Source organism: Spirosoma liriopis (assembly GCF_023196085.1).
GTDB classification, from domain to species: domain Bacteria; phylum Bacteroidota; class Bacteroidia; order Cytophagales; family Spirosomataceae; genus Spirosoma; species Spirosoma oryzicola.
Map to the genome: position 1 here is coordinate 1 of NZ_JALPRF010000003.1, position 26318 is coordinate 26318.

At 49.7% G+C, this 26318-nt stretch carries 23 protein-coding genes; 8 read left to right on the forward strand and 15 right to left on the reverse strand.

Features of this window, described 5'->3' with window-relative positions; all coding sequences use genetic code 11:
* Positions 1-273: 273 nt before the first annotated feature.
* The 4 genes from M0L20_RS16750 to M0L20_RS16765 form a co-directional block, all read right to left on the reverse strand.
* Positions 274-1176 (reverse strand): DUF8464 domain-containing protein, encoded by a 903-nt coding sequence (locus M0L20_RS16750; RefSeq protein WP_248478107.1) that lies wholly within the window; start codon positions 1174-1176, stop codon positions 274-276.
* 74 nt (positions 1177-1250) lie between these two features.
* Positions 1251-2708, reverse strand: coding sequence for a Kelch repeat-containing protein (locus M0L20_RS16755; RefSeq protein WP_248478109.1), 1458 nt, complete (start codon positions 2706-2708; stop codon positions 1251-1253).
* A gap of 209 nt (positions 2709-2917) precedes the next feature.
* Positions 2918-3415 carry a hypothetical protein gene (locus M0L20_RS16760; RefSeq protein WP_248478111.1) on the reverse strand — a complete coding sequence of 166 codons (498 nt, stop codon included), beginning with the start codon at positions 3413-3415 and terminating at the stop codon, positions 2918-2920.
* Positions 3416-3481: 66 nt separating this feature from the next.
* The gene (locus M0L20_RS16765) at positions 3482-3859 is read right to left on the reverse strand and encodes a hypothetical protein (protein ID WP_248478113.1); all 378 of its coding nucleotides are present in this window, start codon (positions 3857-3859) and stop codon (positions 3482-3484) included.
* 269 nt (positions 3860-4128) lie between these two features.
* Between M0L20_RS16765 and M0L20_RS16770 the strand changes: the two genes are divergently transcribed.
* Positions 4129-4950, forward strand: a complete 822-nt coding sequence (locus M0L20_RS16770; RefSeq protein ID WP_232562122.1) for a DUF1206 domain-containing protein — start codon at positions 4129-4131, stop codon at positions 4948-4950.
* A gap of 80 nt (positions 4951-5030) precedes the next feature.
* Positions 5031-5888 (forward strand): M23 family metallopeptidase, encoded by an 858-nt coding sequence (locus M0L20_RS16775; protein ID WP_290428922.1) that lies wholly within the window; start codon positions 5031-5033, stop codon positions 5886-5888.
* 177 nt (positions 5889-6065) lie between these two features.
* On the opposite strand, the gene M0L20_RS16780 is transcribed toward M0L20_RS16775, so the two are convergent.
* Positions 6066-7157: an alpha/beta hydrolase gene (locus tag M0L20_RS16780; RefSeq protein ID WP_248478115.1), complete on the reverse strand. Its 1092-nt coding sequence runs from the start codon at positions 7155-7157 to the stop codon at positions 6066-6068.
* 210 nt (positions 7158-7367) lie between these two features.
* Positions 7368-8855, reverse strand: a complete 1488-nt coding sequence (locus M0L20_RS16785; protein ID WP_248478117.1) for a capsule assembly Wzi family protein — start codon at positions 8853-8855, stop codon at positions 7368-7370.
* Positions 8856-9191: 336 nt separating this feature from the next.
* Here M0L20_RS16785 and M0L20_RS16790 point away from each other — a divergent pair, with 336 nt between their 5' ends.
* Together M0L20_RS16790 and M0L20_RS16795 are read left to right on the forward strand one after the other, a co-directional pair.
* Positions 9192-10349 carry a zinc-dependent alcohol dehydrogenase gene (locus M0L20_RS16790; protein WP_248478118.1) on the forward strand — a complete coding sequence of 386 codons (1158 nt, stop codon included), beginning with the start codon at positions 9192-9194 and terminating at the stop codon, positions 10347-10349.
* Positions 10350-10378: 29 nt separating this feature from the next.
* The gene (locus M0L20_RS16795; RefSeq protein WP_248478119.1) at positions 10379-11437 is read left to right on the forward strand and encodes an SDR family NAD(P)-dependent oxidoreductase; all 1059 of its coding nucleotides are present in this window, start codon (positions 10379-10381) and stop codon (positions 11435-11437) included.
* Positions 11438-11573: 136 nt separating this feature from the next.
* Here the strand turns inward: M0L20_RS16795 and M0L20_RS16800 are convergent, their stop codons facing one another.
* The 4 genes from M0L20_RS16800 to M0L20_RS16815 form a co-directional block, all read right to left on the reverse strand.
* Positions 11574-11834: a hypothetical protein gene (locus M0L20_RS16800; RefSeq protein ID WP_232562127.1), complete on the reverse strand. Its 261-nt coding sequence runs from the start codon at positions 11832-11834 to the stop codon at positions 11574-11576.
* A 313-nt stretch (positions 11835-12147) separates the two neighbouring features.
* On the reverse strand, positions 12148-12534 hold the full coding sequence (locus M0L20_RS16805; protein ID WP_248478120.1) for a hypothetical protein: 387 nt from the start codon (positions 12532-12534) through the stop codon (positions 12148-12150).
* 482 nt (positions 12535-13016) lie between these two features.
* Positions 13017-13385 (reverse strand): hypothetical protein, encoded by a 369-nt coding sequence (locus tag M0L20_RS16810; protein WP_232562129.1) that lies wholly within the window; start codon positions 13383-13385, stop codon positions 13017-13019.
* A gap of 199 nt (positions 13386-13584) precedes the next feature.
* Positions 13585-13827 (reverse strand): hypothetical protein, encoded by a 243-nt coding sequence (locus M0L20_RS16815; RefSeq protein ID WP_248478121.1) that lies wholly within the window; start codon positions 13825-13827, stop codon positions 13585-13587.
* Between the two features lie 743 nt (positions 13828-14570).
* On the opposite strand from M0L20_RS16815, the gene M0L20_RS16820 reads away from it, so the two are divergent.
* Complete coding sequence (locus M0L20_RS16820; RefSeq protein ID WP_248478122.1) at positions 14571-15383, forward strand: FkbM family methyltransferase; 813 nt, start codon at positions 14571-14573, stop codon at positions 15381-15383.
* A gap of 24 nt (positions 15384-15407) precedes the next feature.
* On the opposite strand, the gene M0L20_RS16825 is transcribed toward M0L20_RS16820, so the two are convergent.
* On the reverse strand, positions 15408-16100 hold the full coding sequence (locus M0L20_RS16825; protein ID WP_232562133.1) for a DUF421 domain-containing protein: 693 nt from the start codon (positions 16098-16100) through the stop codon (positions 15408-15410).
* A 7-nt stretch (positions 16101-16107) separates the two neighbouring features.
* Complete coding sequence (locus tag M0L20_RS16830; protein ID WP_232562134.1) at positions 16108-16797, reverse strand: DUF421 domain-containing protein; 690 nt, start codon at positions 16795-16797, stop codon at positions 16108-16110.
* Positions 16798-16978: 181 nt separating this feature from the next.
* Between M0L20_RS16830 and M0L20_RS16835 the strand changes: the two genes are divergently transcribed.
* The gene (locus tag M0L20_RS16835) at positions 16979-18718 is read left to right on the forward strand and encodes an alpha-amylase family protein (protein WP_248478123.1); all 1740 of its coding nucleotides are present in this window, start codon (positions 16979-16981) and stop codon (positions 18716-18718) included.
* Between the two features lie 238 nt (positions 18719-18956).
* On the forward strand, positions 18957-20858 hold the full coding sequence (gene treZ / locus M0L20_RS16840; protein WP_248478125.1) for a malto-oligosyltrehalose trehalohydrolase: 1902 nt from the start codon (positions 18957-18959) through the stop codon (positions 20856-20858).
* A gap of 114 nt (positions 20859-20972) precedes the next feature.
* On the opposite strand, the gene M0L20_RS16845 is transcribed toward treZ, so the two are convergent.
* The 3 genes from M0L20_RS16845 to M0L20_RS16855 form a co-directional block, all read right to left on the reverse strand.
* The gene (locus M0L20_RS16845) at positions 20973-22133 is read right to left on the reverse strand and encodes a TIGR03364 family FAD-dependent oxidoreductase (RefSeq protein WP_248478127.1); all 1161 of its coding nucleotides are present in this window, start codon (positions 22131-22133) and stop codon (positions 20973-20975) included.
* A gap of 59 nt (positions 22134-22192) precedes the next feature.
* Complete coding sequence (locus M0L20_RS16850; protein WP_248478129.1) at positions 22193-22930, reverse strand: HAD family hydrolase; 738 nt, start codon at positions 22928-22930, stop codon at positions 22193-22195.
* A gap of 125 nt (positions 22931-23055) precedes the next feature.
* On the reverse strand, positions 23056-24555 hold the full coding sequence (locus tag M0L20_RS16855; protein WP_248478131.1) for a nicotinate phosphoribosyltransferase: 1500 nt from the start codon (positions 24553-24555) through the stop codon (positions 23056-23058).
* A 149-nt stretch (positions 24556-24704) separates the two neighbouring features.
* On the opposite strand from M0L20_RS16855, the gene rpoN reads away from it, so the two are divergent.
* Complete coding sequence (gene rpoN / locus M0L20_RS16860; protein ID WP_232562140.1) at positions 24705-26156, forward strand: RNA polymerase factor sigma-54; 1452 nt, start codon at positions 24705-24707, stop codon at positions 26154-26156.
* Positions 26157-26318 lie beyond the last annotated feature (162 nt).

Genomic DNA, 26318 nt, shown 5'->3' on the forward strand with positions numbered 1-26318 from the left:
GCGGAACACGGCCGTCTCTCGGAGTTGTTCACTGTACTGAAAGCGACTCAGCAGGTCGCGGATGTGGTCTTGCATAGTTGTCAATTTTGGGTGAAAATTGACAACCTATATCAGGATAAGACATCTTCGATAGCGACAAATCGGGAGTATCAGTGTTGATTCAGAAAAACGGCTTAACTTTTACACTACTCATAATCAAGCGTATAAAAAATGCCACACTATGTATAGCGTAGCATCCACCAAGCGCGTTTTGTCTGTGCTGGCACTGCACCCTCAAATTTTGGAAACTTCCCGGTTTATCCAAAACTCATTGAAGTCTTTATAGCCTTGATAGAGCGTTGAACGGTCTACAACCGATACACCTGATGCCTGGATCTTGGCTAAGGCCGTACTACCGGCTTGGTCATTATCGAGATAGGCGTTGACTTGAGCGAACTGAGTAAGCAGGGGTAGGGCGACATCGAGATTACTGGTTGAGTTGAGTACAATCGTCGTGCAGTTCGGTTCGCTTACCTGATAGTAGTCCAGCGCCGTCAGGAAGTCAAAAAAACCTTCGAATACATTGACCACTCGCTGATGTTTGCCCGCAATGGTGGTGAACCAGGAGGGGCCAATGTTGCGCTTGATTTCACGAACGTTTTTGTCTTTGTCGGTCCATTGGTTGCGCAGCGCAAAGCCGCCTTTGTCATTCTCAAAGCCCACGGCAAATAGGCGTTTGTCGATGGATTGATAATAGACATCACGCAGGTATTTGCGGGCTATTGGGTAGCTGATGCGACGCTGAGCACTGTAGGGGACTAAAGCCGGATTGTCGTGCAGCTTAACGGCAATGATTGATTCCTTTTCGTTCAGAGTCTTGTTGGCTACTGGGTCGTCGAAAGAAAATGATGTTGCTGGTGGTTGGTAGGTAAATTGTTGTAGCGTTTGAATCGCGGTCACGAAATCACATTGTTCAAGTTGGCGAACCAGGCGAACCAGATTCCCCCGGTCGCCCCCAAAGTCATTCCATACGTTCTTAACCGGATGCACGAAGAAGGAAGGCGTTTTCTCATCCCGTAGGGGAGACAAATAAGCAAACTCCTGTCCGCGCTTAAGAACAGGCAGAATACCCTTACTCGCCAGGTAGTCCGTAATGGGTATCTGACACAGTTGTTGAATCAGTTCTTGCGTAATCATACCGCGCTGTTTGACCTTCTGGTAAAACCGAAGAACACTCCGTTTACCGAAAATAATCGTTTTCTCGAAAATGGTTAAAAGCGCAGTTCTCGCATGTGACTGTTTGACTGATCGATGGCATAGATTCTGCCACCTACAAAAAGGGCTCTGTAACTGCTAAACGGGCTGTCGTAAGCGCTGTTCGTTAACGCCGAGAGATCGTAGCGAGCCGTGACCTGACCCGACGTAGTGGCATAGCGAATCAAATCATCATTGATCACCATACTATGGGTGATGATGCGGGATTCCGGAATCAGCCGTGTGCTCGTGCCTAGCCCCAATAGCAAATCATCCGTTGACGCAACAGCAAAGGAAGGTTGTAAATCACTTTTTCTGTCGGAAACGAGCTTGTCCTCACCAAAGCGATCAGTTAAGGGATCGTAGCGAGATGCATATAGCTCCCCGTTGCCAGTTTCGTCGTACCTGGAAAAATAAGCATACGGTGTGCTGGCGACGTTGACGATTGGCCTGTAATTCGTCAGGTAGTCAATCACGTTCGTCGAGTTAACCGCCTGAAAGCTTTTCTGCTGCGCATCGAATCGAAGTATCTGCTTGCGATAGATATCGCTCAGAAAGACCTGGTTGTTTTGTTGATACGCGTACTTGTAAGCGGTGATATCGGGCGTATCGGGCGTGCTGATTTTGGTCCACTGATCCAGCTCCGGGTTATACTCCCACTGAAAGGTAGCGCTGTGAGACAGTATATCTTTATACAGTACATACCCTTTGTTGTTCACGCTAAACACGATAGCAGGAGAGCCATTAAAGCGGTCAGAAGGCTCAATAGTCAGGCGCTGACGGGCTACCCATTTATCCTGATCGGCATCGTACTGAAATAAGCTTCCTTCTCGTCCCAGCACATACAGCTTATCGTTGCAGGTGAAAAAATAATCGTCGTAAAGAAGTGAGGTGAATGGGACCGTCGCCCGGTTCAGTACGGTAAGAGGTTTGTAGGCTGATTTGTCGGTTTGGGGAGCCGTAAAGCGGGTAATGGCGTTCATCGGAGGACGTGGCAACCAGCTTGGTGTCTGCAAACGGGGCGTCGGTAAGTAGCGGCCATAATACACACGCCCGTTCTTGAAGATGATGTACGGCTCCAGATAGTAGCGTTGACCGGGGGATAGATTCTGAATGTCCGCCGTAAACAGGTATTGGGATGTATCGAGCGTCGCTTTAAGGCGTAGGTGTTGCGGGTTCTTGACGGATAAAACCGAATCAGTCGAAGACAGACAAAAGCCAACCTCGCGAATCTGGCTGGCACGAAGAGAGCTGTATGCCAGTCCGAATCGACAGGAAATACGCACGTCGGTGTTGGCCGTCCGGGTGTAGATAGTCTGAGAGCTGATGTATAAACTGTCGGTCAGGGTCTGTACCTCGACAAGTGGAGGCTCAGGAAGTTGCTCGTCCGAAATTGGTTGTGATGGATCGACCGTAGATCGATGGCAACCGGATACCAACAGCGTAAACGTAAGTAGAAGAAAGTAAAGTCTCATGGCTCTCCTGGATAGTGGTAAACGATCGCTTATTCAGACAAGTTACTTATCCTATTAACGATTCCTGTACCTTTTTTATGGCCTGAAAACCGTGCGCAAACCGGGTCTTTTAACAACTCAGTGGGGTGAAACAGAAGCCGTGCGGTCAAATTCTCAAACCAGACCGCACGGCTTCTTTAAACGTATGGCAACGAATTTGGTCAACTCCACTAATGGTTCTCTAAAGAAGACAACTGTTGCAAGCTAGTCTGATGTACCTGCTGAGCCGCTAACAAATACCGATGGTAGTTGTCCCGATTTTGCTCGTACCAGCGCAGTAAATTCGATTGGCTGTCTTCACTAGCGAGCGATGCTTTTAGTTCGCTAATGCGGTGTTCGGTAGTCCGGATTGTTTCTTCCAGATGGGTTACGTAGCGTTGGTGGCGCTGGGTTCGCTGGCGCGTAACACCCACTAGCCACTGTGTATGAACGGAATGCCAGTTAACAGGTTCGTTTAACACCTCCTGCCACGGACTAGCTATTTCCTGAATAGGCTCCGACGTTGCGCTGATGCCGATCAGTTCGGTCGTGTCCGGATTGTTATCGATATGGTTGATGAAGGCAATAAGCTCCGATTGCGTGTCTGGACTAACTGAATTGATGCAATGGTGAGCCACACTGAACGAATACTGTTCGAGAATTTGATTAAATAATTGTGTATTAGGCAACACGTCGTTTGTTGAATTAGCTGGATAATAAACTAAGGCGCTGGCTCCTAAAAAACCAGAAGCGTGTCAGGAAGCGGGTAGTTCGGCCAGATGAAGCATGAGTTGTGTATGCTGATTCAATTCTTCCAGTTGTAAAGTGTGCATCGCTAGTTTGTTGAACTTCTGCTGAGCCGACAGTTGATCCGGCTCTTTCATGTCCTGAAGTAAGTCGGCCAGTTCGCTGTGCAGTCTTTCACATAAGCTCATTAACTGCCGCAGGGTGCACTGCCCGACGTACCCGGTTGCTGATGGATCTTGCGGCAGTTCACCAGTACCAGCGATGTAGTTGTTCAATAGGCTGTACTGTTGCTGGAGCGTAGAAACCTCGGCTAACCAACGGGCCAACACCTTATCCGGACTCAACTCGTTGATTGAGAGAACCTTTTTTGAGGGTTGTTTCTTCATGCTATTCTGTGGAAGGAAATGGTACTAAATTTCTGTAAAATTTCGGCAGAAACTAGCCGTACCGGCTTATAAATTTTGATTTAATAGTCGATCCATAAAACGAATGCAGGGCTTGCCCGATTGTGCTTTTCTAGTTAATAAGATCCCAGCCGGAGGGCTTTGGCTAAGAAATAGCCGCTAGAATAACCTAAACCGGTTTAGCCCGTTATTGACGTACACACGTACACACGTATACCGGACCCAAAGTGGGAGGGTAGCAGAACGAGTACATGATCGCTACAGAAACAATCAAGCAAAGGTCTTTACAAGGTATCGAAAGACTAGCCAAAGCCAGTTATATCGCGAAAGCCGTATTCTATGGGTCAATCGCCGTCTTTACCGCCAAGTTTGCCTTTGGAGAGCGTAATGCAGATCCGAGTCGCAAACAGGTGCTGGAACAATTGACCATCAGCCCCTTCGGAAAGGTTTTGATTGCCTTTATTGCGGTGGCATTGGCAGGGCATACCCTGTGGCGACTGTTCGAAATCTGGAATGATCCTTACAAAAAAGGCAACGGTCCGGGTGGGTGGCTTTACCGGCTCAATTACACCCTTAGTGCCATCACGTACGGCGGTTTAGGTTTCACGGCGGTAAAGCTATTGCTGGGCAAGGGTAGCGGAGACGATAACCAGAAACAGATCTGGGTGGCCAAGCTATTGCAGATCGAAGGAGGAGATTGGCTGGTCATACTGGTTGGTAGTATTTTCATTACCTGGGCGGGTATTCAGTTCTACAAGGGCTTGTCGGGTTGTGTTTATAAAGGACTACAGCTCGAAGGCGTAAATCGTATAGGGAAAGGCTTTCTGTGGCTTTGCGGTCTGGTGGGATTCCTGACAGTGGGTAGCACATTGGCCGGAACGGGCTGGTATCTGATCAAAGGCGCTTTGGCCAAAGATCCGCACTGGGTCAAAAATATGGATGATATCATCAAGGCTGTCAAAACGCTGCCCGGCGGGTGGGGGCTTCAGTTGGGAGTTGCCACCGGATTTTTGTTAATGGGTTGCTTCATGCTGGCAATGGCTCGTTACTTTCCCGTCAAAACAATAGAATAATCGATGTATTGAGCTGAACGTCGCTAAAACACAGGGTGGCCTACTCGGGTTGTAACGGGCATACATTCCCCTATCAATCCATGAAAAGCGTAATCGTAACAGTCGTGCTGGGCCTTGTTGTTAGCCTGACGCACGCGCAGAGCAAAAAGGCTGCTTCTGCCGAACCGTCTAAGTCCGTTAGTGTCGCTCAAGGCGAAGTCGCTCGCTGGGCGGGTAATTGCCTGCGTTGTAGTTTTGAAAAACGAGCCTGGGCGGCTGTCAACGGTACGTGTTATTATCCGGTAGACATGGACATGAAGCCCGGCCAGTATACCGTTTCGCGCCGGACAACGGGTGGCAAACTAGAATCGGCTCAGTTAACCGTTACGCCGAAAGAATGCCAGCAGGAAGACATCGCCAACTTTCCCAAAAAAGAATACATCAATGTTTCGGCCCAGAATCAGGCACGCGCTGCCAAAGAAGCAACGGTTATCAATCCGCTGATTCGTTACAAAGAAACGGTGCGTCCGGCGGTCTTCGATCTGCCCGTTGGTAAGCCTGCCGAACCCTTGCCAAAAGGTGAAGGTAATTTCGGAGCCTGCCGAACCTTCAACGGGCAGCCTCGGGACCGGCACACGGGACAGGACTATCCAGTAAGTGCTGGTAAACCTGTTCTAAGCGTTGGGAATGGCCGCGTACTGTTGGCTGCGAATCATTTTTACAGCGGTAATTCGGTTTACATCGACCACGGTAACGGGCTGATCAGCGAATACTTCCATTTAAAGAGCTATCAGGTAAAACCCAATCAAACGGTTACCAAGGGACAAAAAATTGGCCTCGTTGGTGAAACCGGACGCGTAACCGGACCTCATCTGCACTTTGGCGTGCGTTGGCACGGAGCCTGCATCAATCCGGGCTTTCTGTTGATTGACCCCGCCGATATTCCAGAAGTGAAGTAAGACTAGCAATAAGGCGTCTCGCTTGGTTGCTGCTGATTTTGACAGTGATTTGAACGAATTAAGCCAATGAATGATAAGTAAATCTTCGTTATTGCCTATAAACACAAAAGCAACCCCGAGTGAGGTTGCTTTTGTGTTTGTAAATAAGTGAATCAATTCGTCACTGGCGTCAGAAAGCTATTTGAATGCATCACGCAACTGCATAGCAGCAAACGCCTGAGCCTCTTCCGCCTTTTTCACGATGGCATACGTACCAAAAAACTCGTGCGTTACGCCTGTATAAAGCCGGTAATCGACTTTAACGCCTTGCGAACCAAGTTTGTCGCGTAGCTGCATCCCTTCCGTTTGTAATGGATCAATTTCAGCCGCGATGATTGTTGTTGGGGGTAAGCCGCGCAGATCAGCAACGTCTACCAGCGAAATGTACGGTGTATCACCGTCCGCTGGGCTGCGGAAATACTTGTCAACGAACCATTCCACAAGCGGGCGGCTCAAAGGCATCGCATTCGCGTACTTGTTGTACGACTCCGTAGTGAGGTCGTTGTTCGCTACCGGATAAACCGACAGAATGTGAACCGGCAACGCCAAACCCCGATCACGGGCCATCATGCTTACCGTAACGGCCATATTACCACCGGCACTCTCACCGGCAACCGCTACTTTAGCCGGATTGCCGCTGATGGATGCTGCGTTTTCTTTCACCCACTTGTAAGCAGCGTACGAATCTTCGTGAGCTGTTGGAAACTTGTTCTCCGGTGCCAGCCGGTAGTCAACCGAGACAACCACAGCACCCGTGTTCTGCGCCAGTGCTACCGACGACGATTCGTAAACTTCCGGACTAGCGATAACCCAGCCACCGCCGTGCATGTACACGATCACCGGAGCCGAAGAAGATGCACCAGCCGGTGTGTAAACAACGATTCGAATAGGCGTACCGCCCCAACCTGGAATCATCCGCTGGCTTATGGATACGTTGGATTTAGGGGCAACAATCTTGTTTTTGTCGAGCAGCGAATTGACAGCATCTTTCACGGAAGGTCTCATGCGGGCTTCCTGTGGCGATAGCGTGTACAAGGGTGTCGGATTCAGGCGGCCTAGTTCTTCAATGATAGACAGCATTTGTGGGTCCATGTCGGGCGCATAAGCCGGCTTAGGCCCGTTCGATTGTATACTCTGACCGGGAAGCGGAATGCGGTGATCCTGACAGGCAGTTAAGCAAGCAACAAGCAAGACTACCAGCGATAATCCGGATAGAAAAGATTTTTTCATAAATGTAACGTTGTTCATATATCATTGGTTTTCCATAGAACGGTTTCCAATCCAGATAGTTTTGTTAATTCCAGTTTGAGATTTTTATTTTATTGGAAGGCGAAATCAGGCTCGTTCATCATGAGAAAACGGATACGGTCCTTACCCAGAATCGGCAGGATGTTATGCGGGTTGCTTCGTCCTGCTAGTGGAGGATAAACAAAGGGGAAATTACCAAACCTTTCGTATGCTGACAAAGCTCCCAACCGTGTTGGGAAATAACTCGCCCCGATCAATGGCTACGGTTGTCAGCAGCGTAGTGCCCAGGCGACGGCTGAGTGACCATTGCGCCGAGGCCAGCGCCGAGAATTGGTGAAAGGGGTGCGGGTACGATTGATTGAACGTGCCGAAGTTGCGACTGTACGATAATCGGACCTTTAGCGATGGCCCATGCCGAAATACACCTTCCATACCGGTGTACCACGCTACAACCCGATTGTTCGGGAAAAAACTTCCGCCAAGGTTGGCAACGGGTTCGGCCAGTGTCGTGTACGGAGCGAGGAAAGGCGTTCCTATCGTTTTGCCCCGATACGTCCATCCTTCTTTGTACTGACTGTGATTAAAGTAGTTATCACCCCCCTGATAACGGGCTGTCTGATCGAATGTCGGCCCGCTTTGATTGGTTGTGCTAAGGCACTCGACCACCCACCGACGCAGCTTGAAAAAAGAACTTGCGGTCGTGTTGTGGTTCAGGAAGCGAAGTCCCGTCAGGCCATCGGGTACGTTCTGTAACGCTAGTCCGGATGCATCTTCGTAAATATGCTGGTGGTAAAGTAACCAGTTCTGATTCGTGCCAATCCATTCCAAAGCCACATCGTAACTACCGATATGATTGCCAACCCGGTTGGTTCCATCAAAGTCGGTAAAGCGGTCGTTCTGGAGGGCGTCGGGATAATGACCGATTACCATCGACAGATAATCCTGAAAGGAGGTAGGCAGGTGTCCGTTCACCGCCAGTTGCGTGCCGACCAGGTAGTCAGCGTGGCCTCCCCATTGTACCTGGTGGTTCAGGCCGCCGTAAAAGCGCATTCGCCAGCTAGGTTTTCCCAGACGCGCGTAAATGTATTTCTGGTGCAGGTAGCTGCCCTGAATGTAGCTGTTGGCGAACCATCCGTGTGCATAGCCCGCGCGGATGGCAATCAGGTTTTTGGTAAAACCGATTGGCACAAAATCAGGCGTGTGCAATTGAATTTTGGGAAAAGGAATCGCATTGCCCGACCAGGCCACAAAGCCCGATGTCAGCACCGTATCGCCCAGTCCGAACACCTCCATCCGGTTACCACCAACTAATTCGAGTGCACCGAAGCGCAATTTCACGTAGGCTTGCGGCAGAAGAACAGTTGGCTGATTCGGCTCTTTTTGATAACCAGCATTGGCTACCACATTGACCCCGAACCCCCAATCGAAGCGCGATTTACGACGGGAAGCTGAATCGGGCCTGGGTCTGTAAGTTTTTTCCGCACCAAGTCGTACCGTACCGAAAGAACCGCGCAGGGGTACTGTACCGTATTGGTTGCTCCGCAGCCAGAAAGGTATCTGTGGCGTCGTTGCTACCAAGCCGCCCAACTCAGCGGAGTAGTTTATTGAACGACCTGATTGCGCCCAGGCAGGCAGGAACATGACCCAGAAAAAGCTTACTAAACGTAAACGTATCGGCATAAACAGGACTATGCGTTTGAACTACGGTGCGGTGACTCGTTGGAGTGCGATCGGTAGACGTAATATAGCTGTAAATATAGCAGGTGTTATGACCATCCGGAACGACAGGGAAAGAAGTAGGCCACCGATGTATTGAGCGGTTCATAATGGCTGATTCTCAATCAGCGCTCACCGACAACAATTCATGTTTCAGTACGATAGCAGCTGACGCGCATGATGGATTGTTTCTATAGTTATTCTGTCCAATTAGTAGGTTGGTTAAAACTAATTGTAAATGGGATAGTTGAATCGGATAGCACGTTTCAGAACACGCATTGACCAGTTACTTTTCTTTTCATGAAAGCAGCCGTTTTTCACAAAGTTGGCGACATCCGTTATGAAACGATGGATGATCCCAAAATCGAACAATCGCGGGACGTTATCCTGCGCATCACGTCAACCGCCATTTGCGGCTCCGATCTGCACATTTACGATGGTTTTTTGCCTCAGCTTCGTAATGAGGTACTTGGCCACGAGTTCATGGGTATCGTCGAAGACGTAGGCTCGGGCGTAACCAACCTTAAAAAAGGGGATCGCGTCGTTGTTCCGTTTACGATTGCCTGCGGAAAGTGTTATTTCTGTGAACATCACTTGGAAATGCACTGCGAAAATTCTAACCCCGAGTTTTACGGCCCGGACGGTGGTCTGCTGACCCAAAAAGGTGGTGGATTGTTTGGCTACTCTGACCTGTACGGTGGCTACAACGGCGGACAGGCTGAGTACGTGCGTGTTCCGTACGCTGACTACGGCTTGCGCCATGTTCCGGAAGGGTTGAAGGATGAGCAAGTATTATTCCTGACGGACATTTTTCCGACTGGATGGAGTTCCATCGAGTGGGGCGAACTGAAAGGAGGGGAAACCGTTGCCATTTTCGGTTCAGGACCCGTAGGGCTTATGGCTCAGAAATCGGCCTGGCTGCAAGGGGCCGGGCGGGTTATTGCTATCGACCCCCTCGAATACCGGCTGGAACGAGCCCGACGCGTCAACAAGGTCGAAACGCTGAATCCCAATGAGGTTGACGTCGTTGACGCCATTCGCAGCATGACCGAGGGGCGCGGAGCCGACCTGTGCGTCGATGCCGTTGGTATGGAAGCCGACCGTAGCTTTCTGGAGAAAGCGAAGGCGGTGATCAACCTCGAAAAAGGAACGCCTAAAATACTGGAGCTTTGCTTTCAGGCCGTACGACGGGGTGGAATCGTATCGGTTGTTGGGGTGTACGGAACACCGTTCGACAACTTCTCCGTAGGGCGGATGTTTGACAAAGGCATTACGGTTCGTTTTGGCCAGTCGTTCGTTCACAAAAATATTGATCACCTACTGGATCTGGTGGTGCAGGGTAAGGTGGTGCTGGACGATATCGTATCGCACGTACTACCCTTGTCGGAGATCTCGCACGGCTACGACATCTTCAAGAAAAAACAGGATGACTGTACCAAGGTGATCCTGAAACCCTGATAAGTACCTTAGACTTTAATCACTCAACGATGGAAACACAACCTAATGGAAAAACGGCCCTGATAACAGGCGCATCCAGCGGTATTGGCCGCGAACTGACTCGACTCTTCGCCAAAGATGGCTACAAGCTGGTATTGATCGGTCGCGACGAAGAAAGTTTACAACAGCAGACTTACAATCTTAAGAATCAATACGGTACGCAGGCTACAATCATTCGCAAAGACCTGGCGGACCCGAAAGCGCCTGAAGAGATCTACGCCGAAACGAGTCGGCAGGGATTGACGATTGATGTCCTGGTCAACGACGCAGGCTTCGGTCACTATGGTCTGTTTGCTACGGAAACAGATCTACAGACAGAACTCGATGTTGTACAGGTGAATGCGGTGGCACTGATGCATCTGACCAAGCTGTACTTGAAAGACATGGTCGCCCGGAACGAGGGAAAAATTCTGATGCTTGGTTCGGAAGTATCCGTTGTCCCTAACCCGATGATGGCGGTATACGGAGCAACCAAGGCGTTTATCAAATCGTTCTCCGAAGCAATTCGTAACGAGTTGAAAGATACGAACGTAACGGTTACTGTGCTCATGCCCGGTGCAACCAACACGGACTTCTTCAACAAAGCGGGGGCCGCTCATGTCAAAGGAGCCGATCCGCAAAAAACGGCCAACCCATCGGATGTTGCCAAAGAAGGTTATGAAGCACTCATGCAGGGTAAAGATCATGTCGTAGCAGGCTGGGCGAACAAAGCACGCGTAGCACTAGGTCACGTTTTGCCTGATCCGCTACTAGCGGCCCAAACACGCAAAGACATGACGCCGAAAGAGGAAGCGGAACAAGCGCAGAAAAAATCGATCGGTCTTGCGCTCGTAGTTGGCGCAGCAGTGCTTGGTGGACTGTGGTTATTATCGCAGAATAAGTCGGCGGTCCGGTCCGTTGAAGCCTACGGAAAGGGCTTACCCAAAAAGGCGCGCTTCAAAGCCAAAATGGCTGGCCGGTCGGCGCAGGACGCACTGGCATCGGTCGGCGACTCTGTCAAAGGGGCTTACCACCACGCTAAAGCAACGGTCGAAGAAGCGGTTGTATAAAGTAGCCAGATGAAAAAACTACGGCCTCCGTTTCGTTATCGCAGTTACGATGATGAAACGGAGGCCGTAGTTTTCAACGCGGATTGGCGATTGTTGCCAATGAACTTAGCTGTCCCGTCGTCTGTGTAGACGGTGACTAGCTATTGACAATAAGCTCTTTCCATTCTTCTTCCAGCAGGCGAATTGGCGCACGCATCGGTTCGCCGGTAAACGCTTCAATGGGCAGTTTCATCCCAATACCCGTACCCGAAGCAAAATAATCGACCCGGATCAGCTGCCAGCCGTTTCTCACCAGCAGACTAAGCATTTCGAAACAGGACTCTGGGTCGCGGTCACCGTAACTTTGCTGTCTGTGTATTCCTCGGGGATCGATACTTTCAAAATCGACTATTGACATCGGGCGCTATTGTTAAAACGCAAGCAATTGACCAAGCAGTTTGCCAGTGGCTTCCATGTACATCAATTACCTGTTGGGTTCTTTGCCGACACGGTCTAGTACCAAACACGTCACCCAAAAGCGCTTATAATGCATATAAGTACCGGCAGGTATCGTACCGGGTACATACGATAAGCCATTCCTATACCGATTTATAATGATCTGGTTATTTACTAAGTGGCATCACGCGCTAAAAGACAGGGACAAGCTGAGCTAGCGGTCCAGTTCAGATTTTGTCATGTACGTAGACCCACTAAGGCACTCAAGGCGAAATCTATTCGGACTCGGCCCGTAGCACAGTAACGGTTGCGGATCTGGTTGCCGGATTGGCCTTACCCGTTTGCACACTGTCTATTCGGATTGCTGAGCGAGGCTCAATCGATTGATTGACGGTATAGATGGCGGAGTCGAGCCAGTGGTAATGTTGATCGTAATAATCGAATCGAACCGTTATCCGATGATAACCCGTTTGAAGCGAGGTATTGGTTATCGCAAACTTGTGTTGATTGACCTGTGTATGCTGGCTTTGGTTTTGCTCTGGTTGCCAGAACACCCGGTCAATTAGCAGGTCGCGCGATGCATTTACCGCTGCGGTGCTATTCGGTTTATCCGATTGACAAGCGGATACGAATCCCAGGAGGAGTAACAAAAGTAGTCTCATGATGGTGGCTAATTAACGGCGAAGAGCCTGATTGTGCAATATCTTTCCAAATGAAATGGCATCGGAATTCAGCCACAAAGATGCATCACCTTATTTGTACTTGATAAATAGCTTATTGGTAGCAGTTGACGACAGACGTTTGATAATATAATTATTCCCCTACGATAGAACTATGCCTATGCATTATCTAAACTTGAAAAATTATCGCTAACATTGCATATCAAATAAGCCTTGCTGTAATGGCAGGCTTATTATGGTGTGGATAGAAGCAGAAAGGCCCGGCCGGTTGAGTCGGGTCGTTTCTTTTTTCACACCTTAGCTTCTACAGAAAAGTACACTTTCCTTATCGATACCAAAGCAGCACCGCCCTGCCCAACAATTCTGTTGAGCAGGGCGGTGCTGTACTATAGGTTGAGCAGGGTTTTTGGAAAAGAGAAAGGTAATTTGCTGATACGGATTACGTAGAAAGCAAGCGTATATACTTAGTTCACCAGCAGGCCCTTAACCCACTGAACAAGCGGGGCATTGGAGACGGCTGGAGCGTTGCAATATGAATTTAACAGCTGGCTGGCTTCAACCCGACTAACGGCCTGGGCCAGGGGTTCTCGGCGTAAAACCTCGTCATAGAAGTTTCGTTTAGCTTGTTGAAAACGCTTCGGTACGATGGGGTCAATGGCGTTCAGGTCGATTGTGTAATAGCGAAAATAGCTTTTTTGGCCTGTAAAAAAGTAAATCGTTTGGTACTCATCCGACGAACCGACGACCACAATTCGTTCGCATCGGCGAATTGCATCCTGAACGGCTTTGTTGACAAACTGAATACTGATACTGGCAAATAACGATTTCTTCATGGCAGGATACAAGTTGACAATCCCTCTTCGGCTAATTCTTAATCAGACTAATCAAAGTCGTTGACCGAGGCAAAGGTTAGGTATTTTTCCTGCCGCTCCCATTCAATCTATCCGAATGCCTGAATTGCTTGGTTAAATCGCCCGTTTTGCCTGCTGAATCCGGTTCGTAACCACTAACGATTTTGTTCGGTATAGGCTGCTATCGGCTTGCTGGACCCCACAAGGACGCTTTTTGGGGCAACTCTCGTACCGGCACATCCGTAGTTTGCGAAAAGTTGTCGTAGCACTGGCCGACGTTGTACAAGGGTTTGGGGGTTAGCAGGCATACCACGCTAGTGCCATCGTCCCGTAAGCCATTGCACACGCTGGCGGGGGTTACTGGTACAGCAATTACAAACTGGACTGGTTTCAACTGCCTCAGTGCCTGGGCAGCAACCCGCATGGTAGCGCTTGTGGCTGATCCATCGTAAATAAGAAGAATCGGTTTATTCTGTAGGCTGGGAATAGGCTGGTTATTGCGGTAAGCCTACTCATGACGCGCTAATTCGTTTCGTTCTCGCTGCACAACCTGACTAAGCTCAGCGTCTGTTACGTGGTAAGCCTGAAGTACAGATTGATTCACAACATGCACTGGCTCGCCCTAGGAACCTACAGCTGCAATCGCTCCCATTGCCAGTTCTTGGTGTACCCGGCCACCAAGCTTCCGGACAACGAACGCATCAAGCCCAACCAACCCTCAGGTGAATGGCGACTTCGTAGGCTACGGGAACGCCCTACGGGGTAAAGCCATGATCAGCACATCCGGCGGATCAGCGTACTGGGTTAACTGCTTGGCCAACTAACGGCCAGCATCGCTGCGATCACTAAATTTCATACACGCTGACTGATTAGTAGGCTGCTAAAACGGCCTCGCTGGGTAAATGGATACAGCCGCTTGTGAATTACCCCACGAGCAGGTAGCTCCCAAAAATAGCTTGCGGAGAGCCCGTATTTACCGTATGGTATTACCATCATGTGTACAGTGTATACACGCTGTTGACTAGTTTAATGTACAGAAACAATACGAGACACTTTTAGAAAAGTTTGTTTGGAGAAACGGCTTAAGTGAATGTTTTTCATTTAATTAGCGAACTGTTTCCTGTCAAACCACGCCCCTGGCTAGTTCACTGCGGTTAGTAGTCTTTTATGAAAACTCTTGTAGACGTTACAAAAAAAGTAATGGGAATACACCCCCAGCAAGGTGTAAAGCCACTGGCTAACCTGGTGCATGTTGGCTCCGAATTTCATGGATACTTTGTTCCCGAAAATTTCCTGACAAGCGAGTCCGTCTGTTACTGTGTAGGAGCGGGAGAGGACATTTCGTTTGATACCGAATTAAAAGCCCGGTTCGACGCGCGGGTTTACATTTTTGATCCAACGCCAGAAGGCATCAATCATTTTCAAAAACTAAAGGAGTACACACAGGCCGGAAAGACGTTGACGATTCATAACGAACCGCCTAATGACTCGTACCCGTTCACGTACCGTTTATCCACGGAGCAAATCGATGCGGTTACCTACGTAAACATTGGCGTCTGGGATCAGAAAACAGTCCTGCGCTTCTTTGAGCCGCAAAAGGAAAACTACGTTTCGCATTCGGTTTATCTGTTCAAAGATTCCGAAAAGTACATCGAAGCACCCGTTGACCGCCTGAGTAATCTCATGAAGATGCTCAACCACACGACCGTTGATCTGGTCAAGCTGGAGATTGAAGGAGCCGAGTATACCGTAATCGATACAATCGTCGAGGATAAACCGGACGTAAAGATGATCCTGGTCGAGTTCGACGAGGTCCATAACGTTACCGATAAAGGCTATCATTTCCGCATCAAAAACGCCTGTGCCAAGCTACGGAAAGCGGGTTACGTACTCGTACATTCTACCGAATCGTTGAAACGTACGTTTGTGCGGGAGGACGTTTATACGTCGTTGATTAAGACCGAAACGGCCCCCAGTTAATCCGCAAGTCTGGTTAAAAGTCATTCATTTGAGGGCGGGTACCCACTCCTGATGCCCACAGTTGCTGCAAAAAGCCGTTTCTTCGCGACCAGCACCGGGCTGTGCGTTTCCACAGTGGTGGCAGACGTATTGACCCGGTGCTTTTTCCTGCTGATCAACAAATTCCGTATCCCATTCGGGTAAAAGTGAAAGTCCTGGTTTAGGGTTCGAATCTTCAATCAGCGTGAAGGACCCATTGGCTTCCATGTACAGCCGCTTGACATGACCCAGGTGGATCAGGCCACTTGACCGAAGCTGAGCAAACAAAAGCTCACGCGTAACAACTGTTCCTTTCAGATTGGCCAACTGGATGACAGCGTTCTCAACGAGTGTGCTTTTATCACCCTGAGAAAGCGTTTCAAACTTTTCATTCTTTGCCGCGATGTAGGAAACAAGACGCTGAGTAAATACGACCACCAGAGCGATAACGAAAGCCGGTAATAAACCCCGACTGGCGTCCAGAATCGGAATCCCGATAGCGGCTGCCAGCGATACCATAGCCGCCATCTCGTTGCGGCTCAACTGAGACGCCATCCGTCGGCCCATCAGCCGCATGGCCACAACCAGCAGCAGATAAACTGCGGTCGCCCGGATTAGTATTTCGACGTAAAAGATAACCGGAACTTCTCCAATCAGAATTCGCGGCCAATCGTATATATTGATATCTTCCTTATTCATGATAACGTTAGAGTATCGCTTCACTCCATTGCTCCGCATGACAGCTTGGGCAGGTGCCCGGCTTTGGCTCGGCTGGTAGGGTGTAACCGCAATTGCTACAGGCTAGGATTTTTTCGTCTGGATGTTGGTGAATCGATTGAATCTCAGGATCTAAAGGAGGTAGTATGGATAAGCCAGGCTTTCCTTTTTCGTCCTTGTAAATGCTGAATATGCCGTACGCTTCCAGGTACAGCCGCTTTACCTTCCCCAAATTGTACACATTTTCGCTCCGTAAAGCCGCATAAATCTGCTGATGCGACAAGCGATTACTCGCCATCTTGTCCAACTGGATAATTCCGTCTTTAACGATCACCGTTTCGGTACCCTGAATGATCGTTTCCGCTTTGCTGCTCCTGAATCCTAATGAGTTTGTTCCCCGCAGAAAAATCAGGGCGCAGATCATCGCCATCACACCCGCCAAAAAACCACGATCCGGTAACTGCATAGCCGGAGAAACGATGGCCCCCATCGTAAGCATAACCGCTAGTTCTAAGTTGGTTAACTGGCCGTTCATCCGTTTCCCCAACAGCCGCATCACAACCAGCAGTATGAGGTAAATCAGCATCGTCCGAACAAACACTTCTGCCAAGAATTCAATGGGAGCATTCCCGAATAAGATCCGCTGCCAATCGCCTAACTTTATCTCTTCCTTATTCATGTCAACCCTAACTTTTGTCTAATCGAATTGATTGAAAGACGGTGAGTAAACTGCATTTATTTATATAAAAAACTAGAAACTTATAATATAAAATGAGCCAAATGGCCGAAAGAGAATCTTCGTTAACAGATTGGTTCTGAAACCGGTTGTGTAACTAGGATAAGCCTCTGGCCACTACTTCATGAAACATATACTTCCCCTTCTCTTTGTAACGCTACTCGTTTCCTGCCAGACAAAAACATCGGAGAATGAATCCAAGAAAACACCACCCGTTCCGCTGGCAACTGACTTTATTGAGGAACTATGGTATAAGAATGCACTTGTCTACAGTGTAGATGTCGAGGTATTTAAAGATTCGAACAACGACGGTGTTGGTGACTTCAAGGGGCTGACGCAATCGTTGGATTATCTCAAAACGCTGGGGGTCGATGCAATCTGGCTAGCCCCTTTTCAGCCGACACCCAACAAAGATGATGGGTACGATGTCGCTGATTTTTACGGCATCGACCAGCGCCTGGGCACTAATCAGGACTTTGATGAATTAATTAAACAAGCCAGCCAGCGAAGCATTCGGGTGATGATGGATCTGGTTACCAACCACACGTCCGATCAGCACCCATGGTTTAAGCAGGCCCGTCAGCAAAAGAATTCGCCGTATCGTTCATGGTATGTCTGGTCGAAAGAGCGGCCAAAAAAGTGGGATACGGGTATGGTATTTCCGGGTGTTCAGAAAGCTGTCTGGACCTACGACAAACAAGCGGGAGAGTATTACTATCACCGCTTTTATGACTTTCAGCCAGACCTGAACATGCAGAATCCGGCGGTACAGCGGGAAATGCGCAAGATTGTCAAGTACTGGCTCGACAAAGGAATTGCCGGTTTTCGGGTGGATGCCGTTCCGTTCCTGATCGAAGTAGCGAATCCCGATTTCGACCCGGATAAGCCGGAACATCAGTTTGACATCATTACGCAGTTGCACCAGTACATCCAATGGCATAAGCGTGACGCAATTCTGTTGGGCGAAGCCAATGTCGACCCGAAAGAGCAGGAGCCTTTTTTTGGTAAAGACGGGGAGAACATGCAGACAATGTTCAACTTCTTCGCGAACCAGCACCTTTTCTACGCCCTGGCAAGTGGTGAAACCAAGCTACTACGGAAAGCCCTGCACGATACCAAAGACATTCCACCAACGGCCCAGTGGGCGCATTTTTTGCGCAACCACGATGAAATTGACCTCGGTCGGCTGAGTGATGAAGAGCGGGATAAGGTTTACAAACGATTCGGCCCTGATTCAACGATGCAACTTTACGACCGGGGCATTCGGCGTCGGTTAGCGCCTATGCTGGGCGACCGGCGTCTGGTCGAGTTGGCGTACAGCATGCTTTTTTCGTTACCTGGAATGCCGGTTATCCGGTACGGCGAAGAGATTGGCATGGGCGATGACCTGAAGCTGGAAGAGCGGTTATCGGTTCGAACACCTATGCAGTGGTCTAGCGCTACGAACGGCGGCTTTTCGAATGCACCAAAAACCGTTCGGCCCGTCATCAGTCAGGGTCCCTACGGCTATACGTCGATCAATGTAGCGGCCCAGCGTGCCGATTCAGCCTCGCTGCTGAACAAGGTGACCCAACTGGCCCGTTTGCGCAAACAATGTCCAGAGATCGGTTGGGGAAACTGGGAACTGGTCGATACGGGCTCCCAGCACGTTTTGGCTATTCGGTACGATTGGCAGGGACGGTCGTTGTTGATGGTGCATAACTTTAGTCCAGAGCCGCAGCAATGCCAGATCAGCACGCAATTGAAGGCGCAGACTCAACTGGTTAACCTTCTGGACAACAGCCAGCGTCAAGTTGGGAAAGATGGTGCGTACACGACTCAACTGCCGGGCTATGGCTATACGTGGTATCGTCTGCAAAAGTAAGGGATACTGCTTTTGTTTCCATTGATGACCCGTAACTGGCGCAGCAACTAAGCGAAGTCGATTTGACTGGTGGCCCATTGCCTTATTTCCCTGGTTCAGTACCAACCTGGGGCGAAAGGTAAGGTTACAATGAGGCAAGTAGTCAAAAGTTCTGGCACTCTATGGGAAATTGCATAGTGTATCCGGCTGCGTAATTGTTGGCTCAGACGGTGCTAGGGCTGCTAAACTTTAATGTTGTATGCGGCAGCTAAACATACATAGACGATCACTCGGTGTAACATTTTTAGAGGACAAGCAAGCGCAGGTAGTTGTATGGAGTCCTACCGCCAGTCAGGTAGCGATCAAAGTGAACGATCAATCGGCAGCACTGCCGCTAAGCCGGGGAGAACTTGGGCATTGGCGGCTAACAACCCGAAAAATCAAACCCGGCGACCGGTACACGTTTATCCTGGATGGCGAACAAGAGTACCCGGACCCGGCGTCGCTTAGTCAGCCAGAAGGCGTACACGAACCATCACAGGCGATTGATACCGATCAGTTCGATTGGGACGATCAGGAGTGGGTCAATCCACCCTTAGAAGACTATCTGATTTACGAAATCCATACGGGGACGTTTACGGACGAAGGTACGTTCGAGGCATTCGAAACCAAACTGGATCATCTGAAAACGTTAGGCGTTACCGCCATTGAAATCATGCCGGTAGCTCAGTTCGCCGATGATCACAACTGGGGCTATGATGGCGTATATGCCTATGCCGTACAAACGTCCTACGGAGGAGCCGCTGGGCTGCAACGCCTGATCAACGCCTGTCATAAGAAAGGGATTGCGGTCATTCTGGACGTGGTCTATAATCATTTTGGTCCCGAGGGCAATTACCTGGATAAGTTTGGTCCTTATCTAACCGATACGTATTGCACGCCCTGGGGGAAAGCGGTTAACTTTGACAATACCTGGTGCGATGGCGTGCGACAATACATCATCGAAAATGCCCTTATGTGGCTGCGCGACTTCCATATCGATGCGCTACGCCTGGATGCCGTTCACGCGATCAAAGACAGTGGTCCCGTCCATATCCTTCAGGAGCTTAGACAGGAGGTTGACCGATTAATGGAAGCAACGGGGCGTCGGCATTACCTCATGATCGAATGCGATCTGAACGACCCCCGCTACATCAATCCGATAGCAGAGAACGGATATGGTATGGATGCTCAGTGGATCGATGAATTTCACCATTCGCTGCGTGTTGCGGTAGGGGAGGACAAGATTGGCTATTACGCGGATTTTGAAGGGCTTGATCATCTGGTCAAATCCTACCAGGATGCCTACGTTTATGACGGACAGTTTTCCGAAGTCCGGCATCGGCTTTTTGGCACAAGAGCCGAACACAATCCGGGCAAACAGTTCATTGTGTTTTCGCAGAACCACGATCAGGTTGGTAACCGCAAGCTGGGTGAGCGATCCAGTCAATTGTACAGCTTTAACACCACGAAGCTGATGGCTGGAGCCGTACTGGTCAGCCCGTACATTCCGTTGTTGTTCATGGGCGAAGAATGGGGCGAAACAAACCCGTTTCTGTACTTTGCGAATCACCTGGAACCTGATCTTGTAGAGGCCGTGCGGGAGGGACGTAAGCAGGAGTTTGCAGCGTTTCACTCGGAGGGTGAGGTTCCCGATCCGCAGGAGGAAGAAACGTTTCTAAGGTCGAAGCTGCAATGGGAGTTGATTGAACAGCAACCGCACCGGACGATGCTGCGGTTTTATCAAACCCTCATTGCCTTGCGTCAGCAACTACCTGCTCTGCGCCAGCTGAACCGTAAGCAGATGACTGTTAACGCCTGCGATAGTCAGCAGGTACTCGTTTTGCATCGTTGGTACGATGATCAGCATGTGCTGTGTTTAATGAATTTCGACAAAGAACCACAGGTGTTGCAACTGACTGCGCAGCCTAAAAACGGACGGTGGCAAAAACTGCTCGATTCGGCTGATCCACAATGGCAGTCGTCAGAGGAAGCACAACCTAGCTCAGCGCCTGAAGAATGGTCTGGTGATGTAGCCGTTACGGTACCCGCCGAGTCACTCGTTATTTACGCGCAGGGACACGAGAAAAGCGCGCTCAAACTGCCCGATCTGATGGCATAAGATGGCATAATAAGTTCTACGCTTACCGGTCAGAGCCAGCGTGTTCTGACCGATAAGCTATTTCTTTGCGCGTTGTACCTGTGGGGAGGAGCTTACTACTGTATTGGGTGTTGCTTATTTAGGTTGGGCCGTTGTGCCCAGCCATTGCCGGATGCTATCTTCGGCATAGCCCGCCCCTGAACTCATGCCTTTACCGCCGATACCCGTTACAATACGAATATTCTCGTCTACGTCGTACTCGAAAATTTCCGATTTAGTCTGGCTGTAGAATCCGGCCCACGCTTTTCGGACGTTTAGCGGAAACTTGACAATCCGTTCTGCTTCGGTTAGCATAAGCCGATTGATATAATCCTGCGTATGGTAACCCAGATCTTCGGCTTTTGTCGCATCGGCATACTCGTGCGAATCACCAACGATAAACGAACCGTCCGTGGCTTGTTTGAATAGAATGTGAATGCCCCAACGCTTCAGTTCGGCCAAGTGCTCGGGCGTAGAAACGCGGACGAAAGAAGGGCATTCCTCAAAGGCTTCGTAACGACGTATAGTTAGCCCCGTTAGTATATTTCCGGGCAGGTTGATGCCTGCAACCGATTCTACCAGAAGCATTTGTAGCTTGCTTACAACCAACTCCGCATCGGCCAACACCTCAGGAAACAACAACCGGACTTCGTGCCCGCTGCAAATAATAACCCGTCCGGCCTGAAACCGCTGCCGATTAGCCAGGGACACAATCGCTCCGCTGTAATTGGACTGACAATCGATCACAGCCGAACCCGGTCGGTAGTCGACGCCGTACTTCTTCTGAATAAAAGCGATCAGCCGGTGGATCATCTGTTCCGGTTCAACGCTTAGCTCGTCGGGGAAAAACAGCCCGCCAATGACATAATCAGTCCGTAGGGAAGGGTACTTCTCCAGGCACTGCGCTTTAGACAGTAGTTCGCTGATATAACCCAGGCGTTGGTAGCGGTCGTGCAGTTCATTCGCCAGCGTCCACTCGTCGTTGTCGGAGGCCAGGTAAACGGTTCCGTTGGCGCGTACCGTCAAATCGGTCTGCTGTTGAAGCTCGCGGTAAATTTCTAGGCTCCGGCGACCGTAATCGAACCAACGACCCGCCAGACCCGACGGTACCACTTGCCCGAAATTACGCACCGTAGCCCCAACCGGATACTGATCTTTTTCCAGTAGCAGCACCCGTTGACCAGCTTTAGCCGCGTGGTAAGCATGAAACGTTCCCAGCGCACCCGCGCCGATGACAATCAGATCGTAAGAAGCCATAAGTTAAAAAAACAGACTTGTCGGTGTAGGGCGGAGAAATCGTTCTTTTCTACGCTCGTTTAGGTATTGACCGCGACCGCGTGCGAATCCAGCAGGGCGGGTAAGTCCCGGAGCGATCCGATTAGCCGATCGTGTGGATACGTTTCGAGCTGTTCTTTCGAATGCGTCCCGTTGGTAACCCCCAGGTTAAGCACGACACCTGCCGCCTGACCCGATAGAAGGTCAGAAGGAGTGTCGCCGATATTGACAACGGCTTTGGGCGAGCTGATTCCTAGTTGATCAATAGCCCGCTCAATCATGAGTGGATAAGGGCGTCCGCGCTCTACTTCGTCACTGGCTATCGACAGTTGAATCAGACTGTCAGAGGTTCCTCGCCGGTGCCGATCGAGGCCGTTGAGCCAGCCAAGTTTCTCCAGTATAATATCGGTGACAACCCGGTAGAATCCTGTTGTTAGCGCAATAGCAATGCCCCGTTCACGCAGGTAGGCAAATGTGTCGAGACAGCCTTCGGTGGGCGTAGCGCCGTTAACGCGATAGTGACGTTCCAGAATTTGTTGAAAAGTAGCATAAGATATATCAACATGGGCGGGAACATCGGGATGCATTTCACCCAGCTGTTCTTTCCAGAGCGTGTCAAATACATACCGTTTCGACAAGCCCTGCATCGCCAGAATCCGTTCCGCCGAGGCAATCAGACCTGTTTCAGCGGCTGCCTGCGCAAAGCATTGCTCGACTTCATGGTGGTCGGTCACGGTTGTGCCGGCCATATCAAATACCACTAATTCAATAGGTTGCATCTTTTTTTAGAAGAAAGAGCAGTAAAACAACACAATCTTTCGATACGTGCCGCCCGACTTGTGTTAAGAAATAAAGAAAACTCGGGCAATCGTCCTGTAGGCTGACCGATGATCGTTAACGGTGCCTATTGTTCGTTGCGCTCCCGGAGTTTCAGGATCAGTTCAGTTTTTAGCTCGTGCAGCTGTTTTTCCAACCCAACGGGGTAGGTGTGAGGGTTCACAAACCGCTTGACGCCCGGATGCAGATTTGCTAGTTGTTCCTGAACCCGCGCCCGGATCGAATGAATGTCTGGACTGGTATAAACACAGGTTCCGCGTCGGAAGACGGGTACCAGTAAGTCGTCAAATTCCTGTTTAGCGTCAAAGGTACGCCGTTTAGTGAAGTCCAGCGGATCGATCATCGTCATCGATGTAGTCGAATCCGTGTCGTTTAGGCTGTTTTCATCAACAATCATATCGGCGACGAAGCCACGCTCGTTCCGGAATCGGCGGACCTGCTGAATGCCCGGCGTCGATATCTTGATGGCCTGCTCCGACAGTTTCATTTTGTAATCCCACCCGCTTTCTTCGTCCGGCGAGATCGACTCCTGGCGGAGAGCCGCCAGCTTGTATACACCACCAAGCGCCGGTTGGTCGTAGGCCGTTACCAGTTTCGTACCGACACCCCAGATGTTGATTTTCGCCCCCTGCTGTTTTAAACTGTTGATAATGGTTTCGTCCAGATCATTGCTGGCTACGATGGCCGTATCCGTAAAACCCGCTTCATCCAGAAGTTTACGCGCTTCGATGCTCAAATACGCCAGATCACCCGAATCGAGCCGGATACCGGCCAGCTTGTAACCCTTCTGTACGAGCGTACGGCCCGCTTCGATGGCATTGCGAACCCCCTGTAGCGTGTCGTAGGTATCCACCAGCAAGGTTACGTTATTGGGTAAAACGTCGGCGTAGGTTTGAAACGCTTCCAGTTCGTCGGCGAACGACATGACCCAGCTATGGGCGTGGGTGCCTCGTACCGGAATATCATATAATTTGCCCGCCAGAACGTTTGAGGTAGCGTCGCACCCCCCGATGTAAGCGGCCCGTGAAGCCGTCATGCCGCCGTCGATACCCTGTGCCCGACGCAAGCCGAATTCCAGCAGCGTATCATTTTCGGCAACCAAGCGCAGTCGAGCAGCTTTTGTCGCGACCAGCGATTCAAAATTAATCAGATTGAGCAGGGGTGTTTCGAGCAACTGGCACTGCAAAATAGGCCCGCGTACCCGAACCAGTGGTTCATTCGGAAAAACGACTGTTCCTTCGGGGATCGCTTCGATATCGCAGGTGAGTTTAAGATTGGCCAGGTAATCCAGAAAAGCCTCTTCAAAAAGCGGTTGCCCATCGTTGCCCGTAAGCGTGCGCAGGTAGCGCAGGTCTTTTTTGGATAGACTAAAGTTGTTGATATACCCGATAACATTCGTTAGGCCGCAGGCAATTGTAAAACCGCCACTAAATGGATGTTTCCGGAAATACAGGTTGAAAACGGCTTCTTTTTCGGCGGTTCCCGATTTCCAGTAACCATACGCCATGGTTATCTGATACAGGTCGGTAAGTAAGCTTAGGGAGGTGTCGTACAGTTTATTGGTCATGCAGCGAAGGTACTATTCAATGGCTTTACTCAAAATGTTTATTGCTTTTCAAACAAATAAAAGATAAATTGGTCTAATATTTGTGCGGGGCATTTCGCCACCGATTGTCCCACATAACTTGTAAATACTACCGTTTATCTGTACTACCCATGCAGAAGTTAAGCCTTTCCCAGTCGCTTCAGCAAAAACTGTCTCCTCAACAAATTCAGTTTATCAAGCTGTTGCAAATTCCTACTGCCGAACTCGACACGCGTATTGAGGAAGAATTGGAAGTCAACCCGGCATTAGAAGAGGGAATGGACGACGACTACGATCAGCGGGAGGACGATTCCTTCGCCGACGACTACGAAGACGATTACAAAGACCGTAACGACGACCTCGACATCGATAGCTATATCCGCGACGAAGATTATGCGGGCTACAAAATGCAGGGCGATGGCAACTACGGTGAAGAAGATCGCGATATGCCGCTGGCTACCAGTTCGAGCCTGCTGGATTCGCTGATGCAGCAATTCGGTTATCTACACCTTACAGAAACGCAGCGAATTATTGGTCTTCAGCTTATCGGTAGCATCGAAGCGGATGGGTACATCCGGCGGTCAATGCAGGCCATCGTCAATGATCTTGCTTTTTCGCAAAACGTATTTACCGATACCGATGAACTGGAGGATGTTCTTCAAAAAATCCAGACGTTTGATCCACCCGGCATTGCGGCTCGTTCGTTGCAGGAATGCCTTGTGTTACAGCTTCGGCGCAAAGATACCTCCGATCCGTACATCATTCTGGCTATCCGCATTATTGAAGATTTCTTCGAAGAGTTTTCGAAAAAGCATTTCGATAAAATCCAGCGTCGGCTCAACATCAGTGACGAATCGCTGAAAAAAGTAATCGACATTATCATCAAGCTGAATCCCAAACCGGGTTCTGTTGAGGGTGAAGCGGGGACGATTCAATACCTGATTCCTGACTTCATCCTAACCAATAACAACGGCAAACTTGATTTAACGCTGAACTCGAAAAACGCGCCCGAGCTACGCATCAGTCGTTCGTTTGCCGACATGCTCGATACCTACGACAAAAGCAGTAAGCAGAATAAATCGCTTAAGGAAACCGTCTCGTTCGTCAAACAGAAGCTTGATGCCGCCAAATGGTTTATCGACGCCATCAAGCAGCGCCAGCAGACGCTACTCAAAACGATGAATGCCATTGTACGTTTTCAGTACGATTTCTTTATGACCGGCGACGAATCGAAATTGCGGCCTATGATCCTGAAAGACATCGCCACCCTGATCGATATGGACGTTTCGACGGTGTCGCGGGTAGCCAACAGTAAGTCAGTGCAAACCGAATTCGGAATTTATCCGCTTAAATATTTCTTCTCCGAAGGTATCGCGACCGACTCAGGGGAAGATGTCAGCAGCCGCGAAGTGAAAAATATTCTCAAGGATCTGATTGACAATGAACCGAAACTGAATCCGCTTTCAGACGACAAGCTCGAAAAAATTCTGAATGACCGGGGTTACAACATTGCCCGTCGTACAGTTGCCAAGTACCGAGAGCAACTGAATATTCCGGTGGCCCGACTAAGAAAAGAACTTTAATGCAAGTAGAGCCAGTTGGCTGGGCGATGATCAATAAGGAACGATAGCATTTGCTAACTTTGTCGTTACTGGCTGTTACAGACTTATGTATCATTGCACCGGCAACCCGGTCATAATTTTTTAATTCGTTGAACGCTTCGCTTGCCCGATTTCTCTCTGTCA

Excerpts from the sequence above, each read along its gene's own strand:
- M0L20_RS16750 (WP_248478107.1), bottom strand. The coding sequence starts at position 1,176 with ATGATTACGCAAGAACTGATTCAACAACTGTGTCAGATACCCATTACG.
- M0L20_RS16755 (WP_248478109.1), bottom strand. The coding sequence starts at position 2,708 with ATGAGACTTTACTTTCTTCTACTTACGTTTACGCTGTTGGTATCCGGT.
- M0L20_RS16765 (WP_248478113.1), bottom strand. The coding sequence starts at position 3,859 with ATGAAGAAACAACCCTCAAAAAAGGTTCTCTCAATCAACGAGTTGAGT.
- M0L20_RS16770 (WP_232562122.1), top strand. The coding sequence starts at position 4,129 with ATGATCGCTACAGAAACAATCAAGCAAAGGTCTTTACAAGGTATCGAA.
- M0L20_RS16775 (WP_290428922.1), top strand. The coding sequence starts at position 5,031 with ATGAAAAGCGTAATCGTAACAGTCGTGCTGGGCCTTGTTGTTAGCCTG.
- M0L20_RS16780 (WP_248478115.1), bottom strand. The coding sequence starts at position 7,157 with ATGAAAAAATCTTTTCTATCCGGATTATCGCTGGTAGTCTTGCTTGTT.
- M0L20_RS16785 (WP_248478117.1), bottom strand. The coding sequence starts at position 8,855 with ATGCCGATACGTTTACGTTTAGTAAGCTTTTTCTGGGTCATGTTCCTG.
- M0L20_RS16790 (WP_248478118.1), top strand. The coding sequence starts at position 9,192 with ATGAAAGCAGCCGTTTTTCACAAAGTTGGCGACATCCGTTATGAAACG.
- M0L20_RS16795 (WP_248478119.1), top strand. The coding sequence starts at position 10,379 with ATGGAAACACAACCTAATGGAAAAACGGCCCTGATAACAGGCGCATCC.
- M0L20_RS16800 (WP_232562127.1), bottom strand. The coding sequence starts at position 11,834 with ATGTCAATAGTCGATTTTGAAAGTATCGATCCCCGAGGAATACACAGA.
- M0L20_RS16805 (WP_248478120.1), bottom strand. The coding sequence starts at position 12,534 with ATGAGACTACTTTTGTTACTCCTCCTGGGATTCGTATCCGCTTGTCAA.
- M0L20_RS16810 (WP_232562129.1), bottom strand. The coding sequence starts at position 13,385 with ATGAAGAAATCGTTATTTGCCAGTATCAGTATTCAGTTTGTCAACAAA.
- M0L20_RS16815 (WP_248478121.1), bottom strand. The coding sequence starts at position 13,827 with ATGCGGGTTGCTGCCCAGGCACTGAGGCAGTTGAAACCAGTCCAGTTT.
- M0L20_RS16820 (WP_248478122.1), top strand. The coding sequence starts at position 14,571 with ATGAAAACTCTTGTAGACGTTACAAAAAAAGTAATGGGAATACACCCC.
- M0L20_RS16825 (WP_232562133.1), bottom strand. The coding sequence starts at position 16,100 with ATGAATAAGGAAGATATCAATATATACGATTGGCCGCGAATTCTGATT.
- M0L20_RS16830 (WP_232562134.1), bottom strand. The coding sequence starts at position 16,797 with ATGAATAAGGAAGAGATAAAGTTAGGCGATTGGCAGCGGATCTTATTC.
- M0L20_RS16835 (WP_248478123.1), top strand. The coding sequence starts at position 16,979 with ATGAAACATATACTTCCCCTTCTCTTTGTAACGCTACTCGTTTCCTGC.
- treZ (WP_248478125.1), top strand. The coding sequence starts at position 18,957 with ATGCGGCAGCTAAACATACATAGACGATCACTCGGTGTAACATTTTTA.
- M0L20_RS16845 (WP_248478127.1), bottom strand. The coding sequence starts at position 22,133 with ATGGCTTCTTACGATCTGATTGTCATCGGCGCGGGTGCGCTGGGAACG.
- M0L20_RS16850 (WP_248478129.1), bottom strand. The coding sequence starts at position 22,930 with ATGCAACCTATTGAATTAGTGGTATTTGATATGGCCGGCACAACCGTG.
- M0L20_RS16855 (WP_248478131.1), bottom strand. The coding sequence starts at position 24,555 with ATGACCAATAAACTGTACGACACCTCCCTAAGCTTACTTACCGACCTG.
- rpoN (WP_232562140.1), top strand. The coding sequence starts at position 24,705 with ATGCAGAAGTTAAGCCTTTCCCAGTCGCTTCAGCAAAAACTGTCTCCT.